Here is an 18,105-nt window from a genome sequence, read left to right as displayed (position 1 = left end):
TTGCAAACGTTTGCGGTAACGTTTGCGTTAATTTTTCATAAAATTACAGTAAAAAAAATAAACATATAACAATATTTTTACTGTATTAGCAACTAATTCGTAGTTTTATGAAACAAATATTAATAGTATTATTGTCGTTTTATAGTTTTTCAACTTTTGCACAAACAACTATAAAAGGTACAGTAAAAGACAAACAGGGTGAACCAATCCCTGGAGTAAACATCATCTTAGAAGGCACAACTTCTGGTGCTTCTACAGATTTTGATGGAAATTTTACCTTGGTTACTTCTCTTACAGGTAAACAAACATTAAGAGCAAGTTTTGTAGGGTTTAAAGCTTTTACGGAAGTAATACAGTTAGACGGAACAACTATTCAAAAAGATATTATTCTTCAAGAAGGTGGAGATGTACTTGATGAAGTTGTACTTACCGCATCTAGTACTTTTAGATCGCAAAAAAACGCGCCTTTATCTATAACTTCTTTAAAACAAAAAGAAATTACAAAACTATCTGCCAATAGTCAGGCTGATATTATTAGAAGTGTTCCTGGTGTTACTGCCGAAGGTGGTGGTGGTGAAACTGCTACAAATGTATTTGTAAGAGGTTTACCTTCTGGCGGACAATATGTTTTTAATCCGTTACAATACGACGGAATGCCTTTAATGAGTACTTTCGGATTAAACTCATCTGCTCATGATGTTTATGCAAGACCAGATATTGGTTTTAAAGGATTTGAATTTGTTCGTGGTGGAGCAGCTGTATTATACGGTGCTGGATCTGTTGCTGGTATTTTAAATTACACAAGTAAAACAGGAGATACAGATGCAAATAACATCATCAATGTAGAATGGGCTAATAAAGGACGTGTAAAAACTGACTTTTATACTGGTGGTCGTTTAGGTGGAGAAGATTCTGACACATATTATGCTTTTACTGGATTTGTAAGATACGATGACGGTCCGATTGTAACAGGTTTGCCAACAAAAGGAGCGCAATTCAGAGGAAATATTAAAAAGAAATTCGAAAATGGTTCATTAACTGTTCATGGACAATACATCAACGATAATGCCCAATTCTTTTTACCATTACCTTTAGATGGTGCATCTCGATCTAGATTAACAGGAAACGATGGTGAAGAAGTTTTTCAGTTATTATCTGGTGAATTAGCAAATACTTCTTTTAGAACTCCAGGTGGAATTTATAACAGCCCAATTGAAGATGGAGTTTCTACAAAAGGTGGTTATGTACTTACCGATTTCAACTACAATTTTACTGATGATTTAAAATTTAAATCAAAAATAAGATTTGCAGAATATGAGCACAATTTTGCTTTATACATTGGAGGAAATGGCGCGAATAACAATCCTATCACTTTAAATGAATATGTAAATAATGTTGCTCCTGGGAATACTGGTTTTACAGCAACTTATCAAGGAAGTACAGTTCCTGTAAATGGTAACGATTTAGTACTTGACAATTTACATATCGATCGTTTACGTCCGATGACAGATTATGCAGGAGAAGCTGCAATTGTAAAGAAAATTAATACCGATAACGGAAGTCACTCTATTACTTTGGGAACTTTCTTAGCTCGTTCTGAAGCTGAAGATGTAAATTTTCAATATCGTGTTCTATCAGAATTCAATAACAATCCAAGATTAATCAATTTAAGTTATACAGATGGAGGCGGAAATAACGTCGTGTATTCTGAAGGTGGTTTATACAACAGAATTGGTATGACTTCAAATAGATTTTTAACGCAAAATAGAAGTGCGGTTTACATTACAGATGAAATGATATTTGATAGATGGCGTTTCGATGTTGGGTTCCGTTTAGAATCTACAGATGGTGTATTTAGTAATGGAAATATTATTGAAGAACAAGTTTACGACAATCCAGAATTAACTCCTGAACTTGCTAACGTAAGTTATGCAGATGGTAGTTTTACAAGAGCTTCTGTATCTGCTACAGATTGGGCAGTTTCTTTAGCAGGTTTGTATGAATTAAAAGAGAACGTAAACTTATATGCTAACTTCTCTAAAGGATATTTCTTTCCACAATTAAGAGGATTTGCTCCAATTTCAACTGGAGTAACAAACAGTAAGTACGATTCTGAACAAATCATTCAATTTGAAGCAGGAGCAAAATATGGAAGCGAAAAACTTTCTGGTTCTTTTGCTGCGTACTACGTAGGATTAAGTGATCGTATCAGAATTACTCAAGGTTTTAATGCTGGGCAATTAGTAGATTTAACGAGATCTTCTCAGAATACCGCTACGTTTGGTATTGAAGCAAACTGGGACTATAAATTCATTGAAAACTTAAGCTTCAGAGGAACTCTTACGTATCAAGATCATGAGATTACTGAAAATGTAGATGAAGATTTAGTAAATGGAGGAAGTACTTCAATTAATGAAGGTAATAAACTAGCAAGACAACCGAATTTTATTACCGCTTTAGGACTACACTACGATGACAAGAAATTTGATGGAGTATTCTCTTTAAACTATACAGGTAGCAAATTCGCAGCAGATAATAATAACGTTGAATTAGATCCGATTTCTATTGTAAGACTTGGAGCTGGATATACATTCGATTTAAACGAGAAAAGAGATAATTTACGTTTAGGATTCTCTGTATTCAACTTATTCGATACAGACGGAGTAACAGAAGGAGATCCAAGAAACGTTAACCAAGCTGGTGATGCAGAATTTTTCTTTGGTAGACCAATTTTACCAAGAAGATTATTCTTAACAGCAACCTTCAACTTTTAATCACACAATTTGTTAATAGTTTTTTTATAAAGCATTGGCTTAGCAACATCATTACCAACACATAAGCCAATGCTCTTTTACTAATTTTTATGAAAGATCAAAAACTTATCTCGAAAGCTCGAGAGATATTAAATAACAACTATCAGGAAAAAGGATTTACCATTCCTTGTCAGGGTTTATACCCTTTTCAGTGGAATTGGGATTCTGGATTTATAGCTATTGGTTTTGCTCATTTCGACATGGAAAAAGCCAAGAAAGAGATTAAAACACTAATTGATTCGCAATGGTCAAACGGATTTATACCACACATCATTTTTCATAATGAAAGTGACACCTATTTTCCTGGACCAGAATTTCATCAATCTAGTTTAAGTTCACTAGTTATTAATAAAGTTCCGACAACAGGAATGACACAACCACATGTTCTTGGTTTTACTCTAGAACGCATGTATCATATTGCTGAAAACAAAGAAAATATTACTGCATTTATTAAAACTACAATTGATGCCATTTATGATTATAGCTTATATTTTTATAAGCATCGAGATCCTTTAGATGAAGGATTGGTATACATTTATCATAACTGGGAATCAGGAACAGACAATTCTCCTATTTGGGATGATGTTTGGAATACTATGGAATCTCCAGAGTATAAATTTGAACGAAGAGATACAACTCATGTAGATGCTTCTCAAAGACCAAGTAATGAAGAATACAATCATTACTTACACATTATTGAAATAGCAAAAGCACATCATTACAATGATGAGAAAATCGCAGAGTTATCACCTTTCTTAATTCAAGATCCACTTTTTAATACAGTACTTATTGCTTCTAATCAATCTTTAATTCGTTTGTATGAATTAATTGGTGGAAACGAAAATAAAATAGCGACATTAAAACAACTTACAGAAAAATCTATTCAAAATTTTAATGATAAATTATACGATGAAGAACTAAAAGCGTACTGCCATTACGATCTAAGAAATAAAAAGTTATTACGTTATATTTCTTCTTCTTCTTTCGCGCCTTTATTTGCTGAAATTCCAGATCAAAAAAGAGCAGAAGAATTAGTTGGTACACTAATGGATAAATTTGGAAATGAAGATCAGTACATGTGTGCTTCTTTCGATCCAACTCACGAGCGTTATAAACCAAAACAATATTGGAGAGGTCCGGTTTGGATTAATTTAAACTGGTTATTATATCACGGATTGAATAAATACGGATACAATACTATTGCACAACGTGTAAAGGATGATTCTATTGAAATATTAGAGAAAAATGGATTTTACGAATATTTCGATGCAAGAAAAGAAGAACATAAAAACAATACAGCTGGATACGGAGGGAATAACTTTTCTTGGAGTGCAGCACTTTTAATAGATTTATTAAGCGAATAACAACTCTTAATCCCCTAACTTTATATACATGAACTGGCTAGATTATACACTTATTATCGTTTACCTCATTGCTTTTATGAGCATGGGATATTTTTTTAAAGAGAATAAAACCTCTAAAGATTATTTTTTAGGAGGTAAAAGTCTAGGTTGGTTCCCATTAAGCTTATCTACCATGGCTACACAATTATCTGCCATTAGTTTTATTTCAGCACCTGCGTTCGTCGGTTTAAAACAAGGTGGTGGTATGAAATGGCTAACGTTTGAATTTGGTGTGCCATTAGCCATGGTAGGTATTATGTTTTTTGTTATTCCCCCATTATATAAATCTGGAGTTGTTAGTGTTTATGAATATTTAGAAAAACGTTTTTCTGCTTCAACACGAAAACTTATCAGTTTGGTTTTTCAAATCAGTAGAGCCTTAGGTACCGGAGTTATGGTATTTACTATGGCACTAATTATTCAGGCTGTAGTTGGTATTAGTTTTCACCTTACTTTATTAATCATAAGTGTTGTTACACTTATTTATTCTTATCAAGGTGGAATGAAAGCTGTGGTTTGGGGAGATGCAATTCAAATGATTATCTTATTCCTAGGATTAATTATTTGTTTGAGTGTCGGATATTATATGATGAAAGATATTGGTCCGTTTAAAGGTTTTGATGCTTCTAGATTACAAGTTATAGAACTAGATAATTTAGGAATTTACAACAACGAAAATTACGGATTTTGGTCTATGCTTTTAGGTGGATTATTTTTATACTTATCGTATTACGGAACCGATCAAACTCAAGCACAACGTTTACTTTCTGCTAAAGATAGTTCTTCAATTAAAAAACTATTGGTAGCAAATGGTTTACTTCGTTTTCCTGTGGTCTTTGTGTATTGTGTTATGGGATTAATTATTGGTTATTTAGTAAATAACATTCCTGAATTTTATGACAGTATTGTTGCTACTACAAAAACTCATTATCCTGCTGAATACGCAAGAAACGGAATAAAACCTGATTTAATGATTCCTGTATTTATCACTAAATATTTACCAAACGGATTTATTGGAATTTTAATGATCGGAATTATGTCTGCCGCAATGTCTTCGTTAAGTTCTACAATCAATTCTTTAAGCGCTGTAACTATTGAAGATTTTTTCAATAGCAAAGGACAATTATCAGAGAAAAAATATCTTTTCACTTCTAAAATATTAGTTGTTTTTTGGGGCGCTGTTTGTATTCTGGCAGCTTATTTATTTGGGAACAGTCAAAGTACGGTTATTGAAATTATTAATTCCATTTCTTCTTTGTTTTACGGACCTATTTTAGCGGCTTTCATCTTAGCTATTTTCTTCAAAAAAGTAAATCATGTAGGAATGAATGTTGCCATTATAAGTTCAGTAATTATCAATCTAATTTTTAAATATCTTCCTGAAATCACTTACTTTATCTATCAAGGAAAATTCTATAATGGATCAGAAAATATTCATCAAGCATTAGCAAATATTGGTATTCAAAATGTTCCCGATTTATTCTGGATTTGGTATAACTTAACTGGTTTTGTAATTGCTGTAGTTTTAGCTGTACTTGTTAGTAGATTGACTCCAAAAGTACCTGCAAAACAAATGCAAAGTCAAACATACAGTATCAGTTTACAATCTGTATTAACTCGTGAAACAGGAATATTAGTAGGTTTCTTTGTGCTTATCATCATTTTTAGTGTATTTATTCCACAGCTTTTTAGCTAAAACCCTTTGTTATGCGTATTGTTATTGCCCCAGATAAATTTAAAGGTACACTCTCTTCGTTTGAGTTTTGTGATATCTTTAAAAACACATTACAAAACTTTGTTCATCGAGATAATATCAAACTACTTCCTTTAGCAGATGGAGGTGATGGTACTATTGATATTGCACAATATTACTTAGGTGGAAATTTGATGACCAAACAAGTAAAAAGTGCCTATTTGAACGAAATTGAAGCTAGCTATTTATATTCTGAAACTACAAAAACAGCGTTTATAGAAATGGCTGAAGCTTCAGGAATGAAAGCTTTAATTGGGGATGTTTTAAACGTTAAAAAAGCTAGTACATTTGGAACCGGTGAACTGATTATTGATGCTTTAGAAAAAGGAGCAGAAACAATTATTATCGGATTAGGCGGAAGTGCAACTAACGATTGTGGTATTGGAATGGCAACTGCTTTAGGATATGAGTTTTACGATGTAAAAGGAAATCCGGTCCATCCTATTGGAGAAAATCTTAATGAAATTGAAAAGGTTTCTTCCAAAAATATACATCCTAAATTACAAAACACCACATTTAAAATAGCTTGCGATGTTACCAATCCGTTATACGGACCTAATGGTGCTTCTCACGTGTATGCAAAACAAAAAGGAGCTTCAGAAAGTGATATTATACTCTTAGAAAACGGTATGATTCATTTATCAAAAGTTTTAGATGATCATTTTAATACTCAAACCCAAAAAATTGTAGGTGGCGGTGCGGCTGGTGGAATGGGTGTTGGGTGTCATATTTTTCTGAAAGGTGAGCTTATTTCTGGTATTAACCTGATCAAAGAACTAGCGAATTTTAATGAAGTAATTCAAGATGCTGATTGGATTATCACTGGTGAAGGAAAACTAGACGAACAGACTAAAAATGGAAAAACAATTCAAGGTATTTTACAAGCTAGAAACCTTTTAACCAAAGTCGCTGTATTCTGTGGTGAAATTTCATTGACTTCAGAGGAATTAAAACATTTCAAAATTGATTATGCGAAAGATATTATCAACATTGCCACAGATGTTAACGATGCTTTCGATCGTACAAAATTCTATCTAAAAGAATTAGCTGAAAAGTTTGTAGAAGATCAATTGTAAATAGTTAATAAACGTATACATTCTTCAAAAAACAGTACATTAGTTCAATAAATCTAATGTACTATGTATCGACTATCGCTTCTTTTAAGTTTACTATTCTCTTTTAACTTATTGGTAAACGCTCAAAATATTTCAGGAAAAAAACTATTAGAAAAAGCTATTAAATACCACGATCCAAACGGAAATTGGGAAACCTTTAAAGGAACGCTGCATATTACTATGACAACTCCTAATAATCCGAAAAGAGATAGTAAAATAGAAATAAATCTACCGAATCAGTTTTTTTCTGTAGAAGCAAAACGAGGCGAAAACACAACTAAATATACTGTAGAAAAGGAAAATTGTAAAATTGCTTTTAATGGTAATGAAAATCCTTCTGAAGCAATTCTTAAAGAACACAAATTGAGTTGTGACAGAGCAAATTTGTTTAAAAATTACTACACGTATTTATATGGTTTACCAATGAAGTTAAAAGATAATGGAACTATCATCGATGATAAAGTAGAAAAGAAAACCTTTAAAGGAAAAGAATATTTGGTTTTAAAAGCCACTTATGATGCTAACGTAGGAAAAGATACTTGGTATTTTTATTTCAATCCGAAAACCTATGCTATGGAAGTTTATCAGTTCTTTAAAGCGACTAAAGATAGTGGCGAATATATTTTACTTTCTGAAGAAGAGACTATTAATGGTATAAAAATGCCAAAAGTAAGAGCTTGGTACTACAATAAAAACGATGGTTATTTAGGAACAGATACTTTAATAAAGTAAATCTAACTTCTAAAAAAATAAATGAAGAGATTCTAAATGTTTTTTAAACATTTAGAATCTCTTTTTTATAGTTCCCTCCATTTATTATGATATATAAATCTAAAACGAACTATATATTTAATTCAAATTTAATCGCCATTAAATGTTTAACATTAACTTTTTCTCCGTCTAATTCCCCTGGAGAAAACTTAGGTAAAGCTTTTAATAATCGTTCTGCTTCTTGTTCTAACAATTTACCTCCAATAGGTCCTAAAGTCACAATGTTTTTCACTTCCCCTTTAGTATCAATAACAAAGCTACTCCATACAATTCCTTCAACATTATTATCTTTTAATGATTCTGGATATACTAAATTATCACTAACATAACTCTCTAAAGTCTCTGTAAAATCTCCTCTGTTTTGATTCGCTGATAATAAAACAGGTTCTAAAGTTGCTTCTCCAAGATAAATCTCTTTCGCTTTTACTTCTTTAACAGGTTCTTTCTTAGTTTTTAAATCACGTATATTCTTTCTTAAATTAGCATAGTATCTGTTATTTCTAATTCTTAAATATCTATTTCTTTTTGGTGCAATTTCTTCTTTCTTTTCTTCGACATGACATTTACTAATGCTGTTAAGTTCCATTAAAAGATCATCTCCAGAATCAGGACTAGTACAAACTTCATTCTGAGAAGTTGCTATAATACTTGATAAAATACTAAAACTTAAAATCAATATTCTTTTTAAAATCATAATAAAAGGTGTTTAATAGTAGTTAAAAATTTTAATGTTGCTATTCGTTAATTACTAACAACACCACAAATAACTTTCAATAACTCTTCTTATTAAAAAAAAGATAGGTGAGAGGGAAATTTGAGGGTTAAAAGGGAATAAATCAGGTTGAAAATTTCACTCAAACCCTTATTTATAGCGGTTTACGTTTTTACACTATTACATTTACCGTTTGTATTTCTATTTTACCACTTATCATATTTCGAACTTTAAAAGCATAAAAGATCTTTAGTTTAGCTGAAAAAATTTACTGATTATGATACGTTTACTTTTATTACTTTTTTTATTCTTTATTTCTAGTTTACTTTCCATTTTCGGACAATCAGAAAAAAGACCTCAAGATCCTGTAGCTCCATTTTCTTATCAAATAGAGAATGTAACTTTTAAAAGTGGAAAAGCAGATTTTAAATTGGCTGGAACTTTAACTTTACCAAAAGACAAAAAAAATCCACCAGTAGCGATTTTAATTTCTGGATCAGGACCACAAAATAGAAATAGCGAAATAAAGCAATTTAATCATCGTCCTTTTTTGGTATTATCGGATTACTTGACTAACAACGGAATTGCTGTATTGCGTTTTGATGATCGTGGAATTGCTGAATCTGAAGGAGAATTTAAAGGAGCAACGAGTCACGATTTTGCTGATGATGTTCTAGGAGCTATTGCTTTTTTAAAAACTAAAAAGAATATTGTTGACACTAATAAGATTGGGTTAATTGGTCATAGTGAAGGTTCTTTAATTGCTGCAATTACAGCTTCACAAAGTAAAGACTTAGCATTTGTAGTTTCTCTTGCTGGACCAGGAGTTGATGGCGCTGAAATTTTATTAACGCAATCGAGAAAAGCTATGGAACTTCAAAATGTACCTGCTGATTTTATCGATGCTAATGAAAAGTTAGCTGCGAAAATGTACGATATAACACAAAAAACTTCAGATTCTTTAACTATTGCTAAAGAAATTCATTCTTTTTTAGCTGAACAAAAGAAAGTAAATCCAAGTAGTCCGATATTAATGCAATTGACAAAACCTGTGATAGACGGTCAAATTAAAATGCTTACTTCTAAATGGATGTTGAACTTTATTAAAACAGATCCAAAAAATTATCTATCAAAAATTACTTGTCCATTTTTAGCATTAAACGGTTCAAAAGACATACAAGTTATTTCTCAATTAAATTTAAATGGTATTAAATCTGCTCTTCAAAAGGCTAAAAATAAAGATGCTGAGTTTGTTGAGTTAGATGGATTTAATCATTTATTTCAAAAAGCAAAAACAGGTAGTGTTCAAGAATATGCTACTATTGAAGAAACATTTTCTGAAGATGCAATGACAGTAATAAAAGACTGGATTTTAAAACGTTTTTAATTATAATAGTACCTTTACTTTAAGAAGTAAAACTTATGCAAAAAAGATCGCAACAATTACTTTTCTGGGCTCTACAAATTGTTGGTTGGGGAATTCCATCCTTTTTAAATGGTTATGGTAAATATCTTACCAGTTCAGATAGATTGACAAAAAAATACATTCTCATTGAGACTTTATTGTTCTTTCTTCTCGGAGTTTTCTGGAGTACAATATTTAGAAATTATATTAAAAGCTTTTTAGAATCGTTAGATACTTTAAAAAAGGAATCGATAAAAGTTGTTGTTGCTTATTTTACTTCTTCTATAGCTTATGCCGGATCATTAATCGGGTTATCTTATTTAGCATACAACTTAATTCATGAGAAAGCTTTAGATGCTAAAAACCACATTATGATGGTTTCTACATTTCTCAATATTTTCTTATTCATTCTTTTTTGGGCTTTATTTTACATCAGCATAAAAACAATTATAAATTCTAAAAAACGACGTATTGAATATTTACAATTACAGAGTTCTTTAAAAGACTCTCAACTAAATACTTTAAAAGGTCAAATTAATCCTCATTTTATGTTTAACAGCTTAAATAATATTCGTGGATTAATGTTAGAAGATGTAGAAAAAGCTAGAGATATGATTACTCGTTTATCGGAATTGCTTCGATATTCACTTTCTAAAAGTAGCGATAGTACGATTAAAGTTAAAGATGAATTACAAATGGTGAATAATTTTATAGAGCTTTCTTATATTCAGTTTGAAGATCGATTGACTTATAAAGAAAATGTAGATCAAAATTTATTAACTCAAGAAATTCCTCCAATGATTATTCAAATGTTAATTGAAAATGCAATTAAACATGGAATTTCTCAGCAGAAAAAAGGAGGAATTGTAACACTCGATATTTTTGAAGAAAGTAAAAACCTTTGTATTAAAGTAACTAATACTGGTCAGATTGAAAAAGGAAAATCGTCTACTAAAATCGGATTGAAAAATATTAGTGATCGTCTTCAAATCTTATACGGAAATAATGCAACTTTCAATTTAAATGAGACAGAAGATAAAGTAATTGCTCACGTAAAACTTCCGTTATGAAAACTACATTAAAAGCTATTATTGTTGAAGATTCTAGATTGGCTAGAAAAGAATTACAACTTTTATTAAAAGAGTATCAACATATTAAAGTAATTGGTGAAGCAGAAAATGTTGATGATGCTTTTGAAATGATAAACACAACTTTTCCTGATATTCTATTTCTAGATATTAATATGCCAGAAAAAGATGGATTTGAATTATTGGAAATGTTAGATGAAATTCCAAAAGTAATTTTTACCACAGCTTACGATGAATATGCTATAAAATCTTTTGAATACAATGCTTTCGATTATTTATTAAAGCCAATAAATAAAGATCGATTACAAAAAACTATAGATCGAATTGAAGTAGAAGAAAACGTAGAGAAAAACCTTAATAAACAATTCACCTTAACAAGTCAGGTTTTCTTGAAAGATGGTGAAGATTGTTGGATGGTAGCCATACAAGACATAACACTTTTTGAAATTGTTGGAAATTACACTCGCGTATATTTCAAAGACAAAAAACCTTTGATTTACAAATCGTTAAATAAAATAGAAAGTAGATTGCCTACAAACGCTTTTTTTAGAGTAAACAGACAACAGATTGTGAATTTAAATCATATTAAAAATGTAACTCCTTGGTTTAATGGGAAATTAAAATTCACTATGATAAATGCTACCGAAGTAGAAGTTTCTAGAAGACAATCTGTAAAGTTTAAACAAGAATTAGAATTATAATAAAGCTTTTACTTTATCAGGAAAATCTGTAAAACAACCATCAATATTAGCTTCAAAAAGCAATGTATTTACATGTTCTTCAAACGAAGAAAAATCCCCCAATTGATCTGCTCTAAACGTATATGCATGAACTTTTAAACCTAATTTATGAGCGTCTTCAACTAAAGAAGTGAATTGCCATTTTTCGTCAACTTTTTTATCAATTATTTGTTTATACCAAGGCCCAATTCCATCTGCATAAGTCGCAAAATGTTGTAGTTTTTTTGTTTCTTCAGGAAACTCTATCAGTTGAATTAAGAATAAATCAGATTTTAAATCTTTACGAACACGTTCTAACTCTTTAGCATCGAAACACTGAAAAATACATTTATCAGCTTTTGTTTTATAACCATAATCTGAAAGAATTTCTAAAGTTATTTTTGCAATATCTTTTCCGATTTCGTGATGAAATTCTGGATCTTTTATTTCAGGATAAATTCCAATATAATTACCTGTACTTTGATTTAAACCTTGGATTAACTCAATTTCTTGTTGAAATGAATGCAATCTAAAATTTCCTTTTCCTTTAGGAAAACGATTTGGATAGAATTGTTTTCCTGTTTTATGATCGAATCGCTCGCAAACATTCAGTTTTTGAATTTCTTCAAAAGTAAAATCGATTACATAAAATCGCCCATCTTCACGTTTTCTATCCGGAAATACTTCGGCAACATTGGTTACTTCATCTAAATGAATATCATGAATAACTACAGGAACATCATCTTTACTTAACACTAAGTCTTGTTCTATATAATCTGGTTGCATTGCGTAAGCCATAGCTTTAGCTTCCATTGTGTGTTCTGGTAAATATCCTGACGCTCCACGATGAGCTACAACAATTTTTTTCTCCATAGTTTTTGAAATTTGTTTTTCACTGGTTTTACATGAAAATAAGGCTAAAAATATTAGCGATAAACTAAAAAATTTCACAGTTTTATTTTTGTTTAGCATAAATGTAGCTCATATTTTGAATAAAAAAAACCTTTTCTAAAAATTAGAAAAGGCTCAATACTATTGCTTTGAAGATATAATTAACTATTTCCCATCTAAAAGTTGAATCAAAACAATTTATCTATTGATTAATTTTTTAAAGAATTCTAAAATTTCTTTTTTATATATAATTAACAATGCAATACAAGCTGATAAAATCACTAAAGCTAAACAAAACAATGTTCCTCCATCTCCCTCAACATTGGTTCCTATAACTAAAAAATGAGAAAAAACAGCACCTAAAATTATTCCTATTGATAGTAATAATCCTATAATTTTGGTTCTTGGTACTAAAAGTAAAATTGAAGTGATTAACTCTGCTATTCCAAGTCCTATTCTTCCAAAAGGTTCTAAACCTAAGCTTGAAAAAATATGAACTGAATCTGGGTGTGCTGTAAATTTAAAATACAGTGTTTGAATAAAAATAACAGCAATTAAAATCCGTAGTAACCACGATAGAGTAGTTTTAGAAATCATATTTTGTTTGTTTAAAATTCTACTTCTTTTTTACAGTACAATTTTAGACAAACCTTAAAATGTAAAATGTAAGCTACTTTACATTTTCAATAAATTTATTGATTTTACTGATATCTGGAATAGAAATTTCTTTTTGAGAGTAATTTAAAAAACCTTCTTCTTCCAACTCTTTAAATAAGGAAATTATAGTTTGACGAGATGCACAAATTAATTGAGCATAATCTTTTTGAGTAAGGTAGTTTGGTAAAGTATACGATGAAGATGTAATTTCTTCTTTTTCTATGAGCATATTTAACAACAGTACTAAACGTGATTTAGCATCTTTAAATAATAAATTGCGATAATTGTTTTGAATACTTTTATATCTGAAACCGATAAACTTGATATATTTAAGTGCAAAATCCGGCTTTTTTAATGTTAAATTCTCCAACCGTTCTTTTAAAAATGTACAGATAATTGCTTCTTCGGAAACTACTTTAAAAAAATTACTAACTTCCTCTGAACGTTCTAAATTTAAGTCTCCGAACAAATCTCCTTTTTGTAAAACATTAATTAAAGTTTCTTGACCTTGTTCACAAATACTAATCAGTTTGATTGTTCCTTTTTTTAAAAAATAAACACGTTCTTTTTCACTATAAGGAAGTTGAATAATTTCATTTTTCTTCGATTTATTAAAACGTTTTAAAATACATAAACCATCTATTTCTTCGTAACTTAAGTTTTTAAAAAGCTTATGTTTATGTAAATACCAGTATTTTAATTTTGAAGACATGATTGATAAAAAAATTACATTTTCTAATATTATTTGTAGTCGAACAAAAAGTTAAAAAATTGCAAAAATTTATTTTTTTATTTCAATGCTAAGCAGTAATTATACTAAAATATAGACTGTTCTGTTTCCGTCGTAAAAGCTTCTAAAAATTTCATTCCTCTATATGAGTTCCCTTTTTCATTCAATTTCGGACTCCAAACTGTAATACAATATTTATCTGGATAAATTGCTACAATTCCTCCTCCTACACCACTCTTTCCGGGTAAACCAACTCGAAAAGAAAATTCACCAGATTCATCGTAAAATCCACAAGTTTGCATAATTGCATTTACTCTTTTAGTTTTACTTAAACTTAATACTTTAGTTCCTTTTGATGTTGTAAAATTAGGATTAGCCAAAAACATAAATACTTTTGATAATTCTTGACAACTCATTTCAATTGCACAGATATGAAAATAAAAATCTAATACTTCTTCAGGTTCATTCTCTATATTTCCGAAAGATTTAATAAAATTACATAAAGCTTTGTTTCTGTAACCAACAGAAGCTTCAGATTTCGCAACTGCTTCAGAGTATCTAATTTCACTCGAACTGCATAATTCTCTAACTGCTGCTAAAAAATCTTCTTTAGGGTTTTCATAATAACTCACCAACATATCACAAATAACCATGGCGCCACTATTCATGAAAGGATTTCTAGGTATACCTGCATCAGATTCTAATTGAACAAGAGAATTAAAAGGCGTTCCAGAAGGTTCAACATCAACACCATCCCAAATTTTGTCTCCAAAAATTTGATACGCTATACTTAGCGACAAAACTTTTGAAATACTTTGAATTGAAAATTTTGTTTGCCAATTTCCTACACCATATTCTTCATTTTTTGTAGACAAGAAACAAACACCAAAGTTATCTGCATCAACCTTTGCTAATTCGGGAATATAAGTAGCAATACTTCCTTTATTCTCTTCTGATGCTATAGTTCTATACAAACTCTCTAAAACTTGTCTATAATCGATTGTTTTTTCTTCTAAACTCATTTGGCTCTTTTTAAAACTTTTTGGTAAGCCAATGTAAAACAATTTATTTGAGTTATAATTCGTGAAAGAAATACTTTTTAACTAAAAAAGACTGCTTTAAAAGCAGTCTTTTTTAAAATATAATGCGTTTTTAATTAGTACGCTCTTTTATTATTTCCTTCGTAGAAATTAATAAATGCTTCATTTACTACTCTATGACCTCCAGGCGTTGGGTAATCTCCTGTGAAATACCAATCTCCTTTATGATCTGGACAAGAATTATGTAAACCTTCTACTGTTTGATAAATAATTTCTACATCTGCATTTACTTCTTTCGTTTTTAACATTTCACCAATTTTTGCTGAAATTTGTTCATGTGTAAATGGAGCGTAAATTTCTTTTACAAAGTTTATTATGTCTTTATCTTCGTTTAATCTTTGAGCTTTACATTTTTCGTAAACTTCACCAACAATATGATATTGATCTGTTTCTTTTAATAATTCTAAAGCAGCCTTAAAAGCAATAAAGTCACCTATTTTAGCCATATCGATACCATAACAATCTGGGTAGCGAATTTGTGGCGCAGAAGAAACAACAACAATTTTCTTTGGTGATAAACGATCTAAAATTCTAATAATACTTTTCTTTAGTGTTGTTCCTCTAACAATACTATCATCAATGATTACTAAATTATCTGTAGGTTTAACTACACCATATGTTACATCGTAAACATGAGCTACTAAATCATCTCTACTATTATCATCTGTAATAAACGTTCTTAATTTAGCATCTTTAATTGCTATTTTTTCAAAACGTGGTCTTTCCGATAAAATTTCAGTTACTCTTTGAGCAGAAAGTTTTCCTCCACCTGCTAAAATCTCAGCAGTTTTCTGTTGATTTAATACATCTTCAGCAGCTTCCATCATTCCATAAAAAGAAGTTTCTGCTGTATTTGGAATGTAGGTAAAAACAGAATTTGAAATATCATCGTTAATAGACTTTAAAACTTCAGGAAACACAAATTTTCCTAAGTTTTTTCTTTCTTGATAAATATCTGCATCACTACCTCTAGAAAAGTAAATACGTTCGAAAGAACAAGATAATTTCTCGCGCTTTTTCATTACTTTTTCTATTGTAGTTTTTCCATTTTTCTTAATGATTAAAGCTTTACCTCTTGGTAATTCCTTTACTTCATCGATAGGAACATTAAATGTAGTTTGAATTACTGGTCTTTCTGAAGCTACAACTACTACTTCTTCATCTTCATACCAAAATGCTGGTCGAATTCCTGAAGGATCTCTTAATACAAAAGCATCTCCATGACCTAATAAACCTGCCATTGCATAACCACCATCCCAGTTTCTAGAAGAGCGTTTTAAAATTCTTTGAATATTTAAATGCTCTTCAATAAAAGGAGAAGCTTCTCTTTTATTAAACCCAGCTGCTTTTGCTTTCTTATAAGTATCTGCCACTTCATCTTCTAAGAAATGACCGATCTTTTCCATAACTGTAACTGTATCTGTAGCTTCTTTAGGATGTTGACCTAAAGTAATTAACTCTTTCATTAACTCTTTAGAGTTTGTCATGTTAAAGTTTCCTGCTACAATTAAATTTTTATGTTTCCAATTACTCTGACGTAAAAATGGATGTACATTTTCGATACTGTTTCCACCAAAAGTACCGTAACGAACGTGTCCTAAGAAAAGATTTCCGATATATGGCATGTTCTCTTCTTGCCAAGCTACATCATCTAATTTATCTTCGTTTTTCTCAAAAATATCATTGATTCTATTATTGATTTGACCAAAAATATCTTGAATTGGTTGATTTTTGTTTGAACGGATTCTACTAATATATCTCGTTCCTGGTTCAACATTGTATTTAATACTAGCTAAACCAGCACCATCTTGTCCACGATTATGTTGCTTTTCCATTAACAAGTATAACTTGTTTAAACCGTAAAAAGCTGTACCGTATTTTTCTTTATAAAATTGAAGCGGTTTCTTTAACCTAACTAATGCGATACCACATTCGTGCTTTAAAAAATCACTCATTATTCTTCTTTAAGTTGTGTTGTGTGTTTGAAACAAAAATCCGCGCAAAAAAGCGCGGATTTTCTATACTAATTCTATATTAAATTGTGTCAGTTTCTTAAAAGCTTCTAAACGATTTTGAACTTCATCTTTGGATAATTCTTCCATACGTTGTGTTCCAAATTTTTCAACACAGAAAGAAGCCAAATTAGATCCATAAATAATCGCGTTCTTCATGTTTTCGAAAGAGTAATTTCCTGTTTTAGATAAATATCCACAGAAACCTCCTGCAAAAGTATCTCCAGCTCCAGTTGGATCGTAAACTTCAGCTAATGGTAAAGCTGGGGCATAAAACATGTTATCGTCATTAAATAATAAAGCTCCGTGCTCTCCTTTTTTAATCACAACATATTTTGGTCCCATTTCGTGAATTTTCTTAGCAGCATTTACTAAAGAATATTCTCCACTTAATTGACGAGCTTCTTCATCGTTAATTGTAATTACATCAACTCTCTTTAACACTTCGTGTAAATCACTTAATGCAATATCCATCCAGAAATTCATTGTATCTAAAACAACTAATTTCGGACGCTCATTCATTTGATCTAAAACTGAAGCTTGTGTTAATGGATGTAAGTTTCCTAACATTACAACTTCAGCATCTTTAAATGCATCAGGTACAACTGGTGTAAAAGTTTCTAAAACATTTAGTTCTGTAACTAAAGTATCTCTAGAATTCATATCGTTGTGATATCTTCCACTCCAAAAGAATGTTTTACCATCTTTTACAATCTCGATACCAGTAGTATCAATTCCTTTGTTCTGCATCATATCTAAATATGATTGAGGAAAATCTCCTCCTACTACAGATACTACTCCTGTTTCTACTCCAAATTGTGAAGCTGCTAAACCAACAAAAGTTCCCGAACCTCCTAATATTTTGTCAGTTTTACCAAAAGGTGTCTCTATTGCATCAAAGGCAACAGTTCCAACCGCTAATAGTTTACCCATTTA

General features: G+C 30.5%; 15 protein-coding genes. 8 read left to right on the top strand and 7 right to left on the bottom strand.

Going from position 1 to position 18,105, the window contains the following annotated elements; all coding sequences use genetic code 11:
* Window positions 1–107: 107 nt before the first annotated feature.
* The 5 genes from Q1A46_RS07360 (at window position 108) to Q1A46_RS07340 (ending at window position 7,816) form a co-directional block, all read left to right on the top strand.
* Window positions 108–2,774 carry a TonB-dependent receptor domain-containing protein gene (locus tag Q1A46_RS07360; RefSeq protein WP_299676045.1) on the top strand — a complete coding sequence of 889 codons (2,667 nt, stop codon included), beginning with the start codon at window positions 108–110 and terminating at the stop codon, window positions 2,772–2,774.
* 89 nt (window positions 2,775–2,863) lie between these two features.
* Complete coding sequence (locus Q1A46_RS07355) at window positions 2,864–4,177, top strand: trehalase family glycosidase (RefSeq protein ID WP_299676042.1); 1,314 nt, start codon at window positions 2,864–2,866, stop codon at window positions 4,175–4,177.
* Between the two features lie 28 nt (window positions 4,178–4,205).
* Window positions 4,206–5,912: a sodium/solute symporter gene (locus Q1A46_RS07350; protein WP_299676040.1), complete on the top strand. Its 1,707-nt coding sequence runs from the start codon at window positions 4,206–4,208 to the stop codon at window positions 5,910–5,912.
* 11 nt (window positions 5,913–5,923) lie between these two features.
* Window positions 5,924–7,045, top strand: coding sequence for a glycerate kinase (locus Q1A46_RS07345; protein WP_299676037.1), 1,122 nt, complete (start codon window positions 5,924–5,926; stop codon window positions 7,043–7,045).
* Window positions 7,046–7,108: 63 nt separating this feature from the next.
* On the top strand, window positions 7,109–7,816 hold the full coding sequence (locus tag Q1A46_RS07340) for a DUF6503 family protein (RefSeq protein WP_299676034.1): 708 nt from the start codon (window positions 7,109–7,111) through the stop codon (window positions 7,814–7,816).
* Between the two features lie 109 nt (window positions 7,817–7,925).
* Here Q1A46_RS07340 and Q1A46_RS07335 read toward each other — a convergent pair whose 3' ends face one another.
* The gene (locus tag Q1A46_RS07335; RefSeq protein ID WP_299676031.1) at window positions 7,926–8,549 is read right to left on the bottom strand and encodes an energy transducer TonB; all 624 of its coding nucleotides are present in this window, start codon (window positions 8,547–8,549) and stop codon (window positions 7,926–7,928) included.
* Between the two features lie 295 nt (window positions 8,550–8,844).
* On the opposite strand from Q1A46_RS07335, the gene Q1A46_RS07330 reads away from it, so the two are divergent.
* Genes Q1A46_RS07330 through Q1A46_RS07320 form a run of 3 tightly spaced genes read left to right on the top strand, consistent with a single transcriptional unit; the run spans window position 8,845 to window position 11,761 of the window.
* The gene (locus tag Q1A46_RS07330) at window positions 8,845–9,954 is read left to right on the top strand and encodes a S9 family peptidase (protein WP_299676028.1); all 1,110 of its coding nucleotides are present in this window, start codon (window positions 8,845–8,847) and stop codon (window positions 9,952–9,954) included.
* A gap of 35 nt (window positions 9,955–9,989) precedes the next feature.
* A complete protein-coding gene (locus Q1A46_RS07325; RefSeq protein WP_299676025.1) occupies window positions 9,990–11,042 on the top strand; it encodes a sensor histidine kinase in 1,053 nt (350 codons plus the stop codon).
* Window positions 11,039–11,761 (top strand): LytTR family DNA-binding domain-containing protein, encoded by a 723-nt coding sequence (locus Q1A46_RS07320; protein ID WP_299676022.1) that lies wholly within the window; start codon window positions 11,039–11,041, stop codon window positions 11,759–11,761. Before Q1A46_RS07325 ends, Q1A46_RS07320 begins: the two co-directional genes overlap by 4 nt.
* Here the strand turns inward: Q1A46_RS07320 and glpQ are convergent.
* The 6 genes from glpQ to Q1A46_RS07290 form a co-directional block, all read right to left on the bottom strand.
* Entirely contained in the window at window positions 11,756–12,751 is a 996-nt protein-coding gene (glpQ, locus tag Q1A46_RS07315) for a glycerophosphodiester phosphodiesterase (protein ID WP_299676019.1), read from the bottom strand. The genes Q1A46_RS07320 and glpQ overlap by 6 nt on opposite strands.
* Window positions 12,752–12,868: 117 nt before the next feature.
* A complete protein-coding gene (locus tag Q1A46_RS07310; protein WP_299676016.1) occupies window positions 12,869–13,267 on the bottom strand; it encodes a DoxX family protein in 399 nt (132 codons plus the stop codon).
* 73 nt (window positions 13,268–13,340) lie between these two features.
* Window positions 13,341–14,039, bottom strand: coding sequence for a Crp/Fnr family transcriptional regulator (locus Q1A46_RS07305; RefSeq protein ID WP_299676013.1), 699 nt, complete (start codon window positions 14,037–14,039; stop codon window positions 13,341–13,343).
* Window positions 14,040–14,143: 104 nt separating this feature from the next.
* Window positions 14,144–15,058: a glutaminase gene (locus Q1A46_RS07300; RefSeq protein ID WP_299676264.1), complete on the bottom strand. Its 915-nt coding sequence runs from the start codon at window positions 15,056–15,058 to the stop codon at window positions 14,144–14,146.
* 155 nt (window positions 15,059–15,213) lie between these two features.
* The gene (locus Q1A46_RS07295) at window positions 15,214–17,112 is read right to left on the bottom strand and encodes an amidophosphoribosyltransferase (RefSeq protein WP_299676010.1); all 1,899 of its coding nucleotides are present in this window, start codon (window positions 17,110–17,112) and stop codon (window positions 15,214–15,216) included.
* A 63-nt stretch (window positions 17,113–17,175) separates the two neighbouring features.
* Complete coding sequence (locus Q1A46_RS07290) at window positions 17,176–18,102, bottom strand: PfkB family carbohydrate kinase (protein ID WP_299676007.1); 927 nt, start codon at window positions 18,100–18,102, stop codon at window positions 17,176–17,178.
* Window positions 18,103–18,105 lie beyond the last annotated feature (3 nt).

Source organism: uncultured Tenacibaculum sp. (assembly GCF_947502995.1).
Lineage (GTDB): Bacteria > Bacteroidota > Bacteroidia > Flavobacteriales > Flavobacteriaceae > Polaribacter.
This window is presented reverse-complemented; position numbering and strand designations above follow the sequence as displayed.

Coding starts and splice junctions, on each gene's coding strand:
- Q1A46_RS07360 (WP_299676045.1), top strand. CDS start 108: ATGAAACAAATATTAATAGTATTATTGTCGTTTTATAGTTTTTCAACT.
- Q1A46_RS07355 (WP_299676042.1), top strand. CDS start 2,864: ATGAAAGATCAAAAACTTATCTCGAAAGCTCGAGAGATATTAAATAAC.
- Q1A46_RS07350 (WP_299676040.1), top strand. CDS start 4,206: ATGAACTGGCTAGATTATACACTTATTATCGTTTACCTCATTGCTTTT.
- Q1A46_RS07345 (WP_299676037.1), top strand. CDS start 5,924: ATGCGTATTGTTATTGCCCCAGATAAATTTAAAGGTACACTCTCTTCG.
- Q1A46_RS07340 (WP_299676034.1), top strand. CDS start 7,109: ATGTATCGACTATCGCTTCTTTTAAGTTTACTATTCTCTTTTAACTTA.
- Q1A46_RS07335 (WP_299676031.1), bottom strand. CDS start 8,549: ATGATTTTAAAAAGAATATTGATTTTAAGTTTTAGTATTTTATCAAGT.
- Q1A46_RS07330 (WP_299676028.1), top strand. CDS start 8,845: ATGATACGTTTACTTTTATTACTTTTTTTATTCTTTATTTCTAGTTTA.
- Q1A46_RS07325 (WP_299676025.1), top strand. CDS start 9,990: ATGCAAAAAAGATCGCAACAATTACTTTTCTGGGCTCTACAAATTGTT.
- Q1A46_RS07320 (WP_299676022.1), top strand. CDS start 11,039: ATGAAAACTACATTAAAAGCTATTATTGTTGAAGATTCTAGATTGGCT.
- glpQ (WP_299676019.1), bottom strand. CDS start 12,751: ATGCTAAACAAAAATAAAACTGTGAAATTTTTTAGTTTATCGCTAATA.
- Q1A46_RS07310 (WP_299676016.1), bottom strand. CDS start 13,267: ATGATTTCTAAAACTACTCTATCGTGGTTACTACGGATTTTAATTGCT.
- Q1A46_RS07305 (WP_299676013.1), bottom strand. CDS start 14,039: ATGTCTTCAAAATTAAAATACTGGTATTTACATAAACATAAGCTTTTT.
- Q1A46_RS07295 (WP_299676010.1), bottom strand. CDS start 17,112: ATGAGTGATTTTTTAAAGCACGAATGTGGTATCGCATTAGTTAGGTTA.
- Q1A46_RS07290 (WP_299676007.1), bottom strand. CDS start 18,102: ATGGGTAAACTATTAGCGGTTGGAACTGTTGCCTTTGATGCAATAGAG.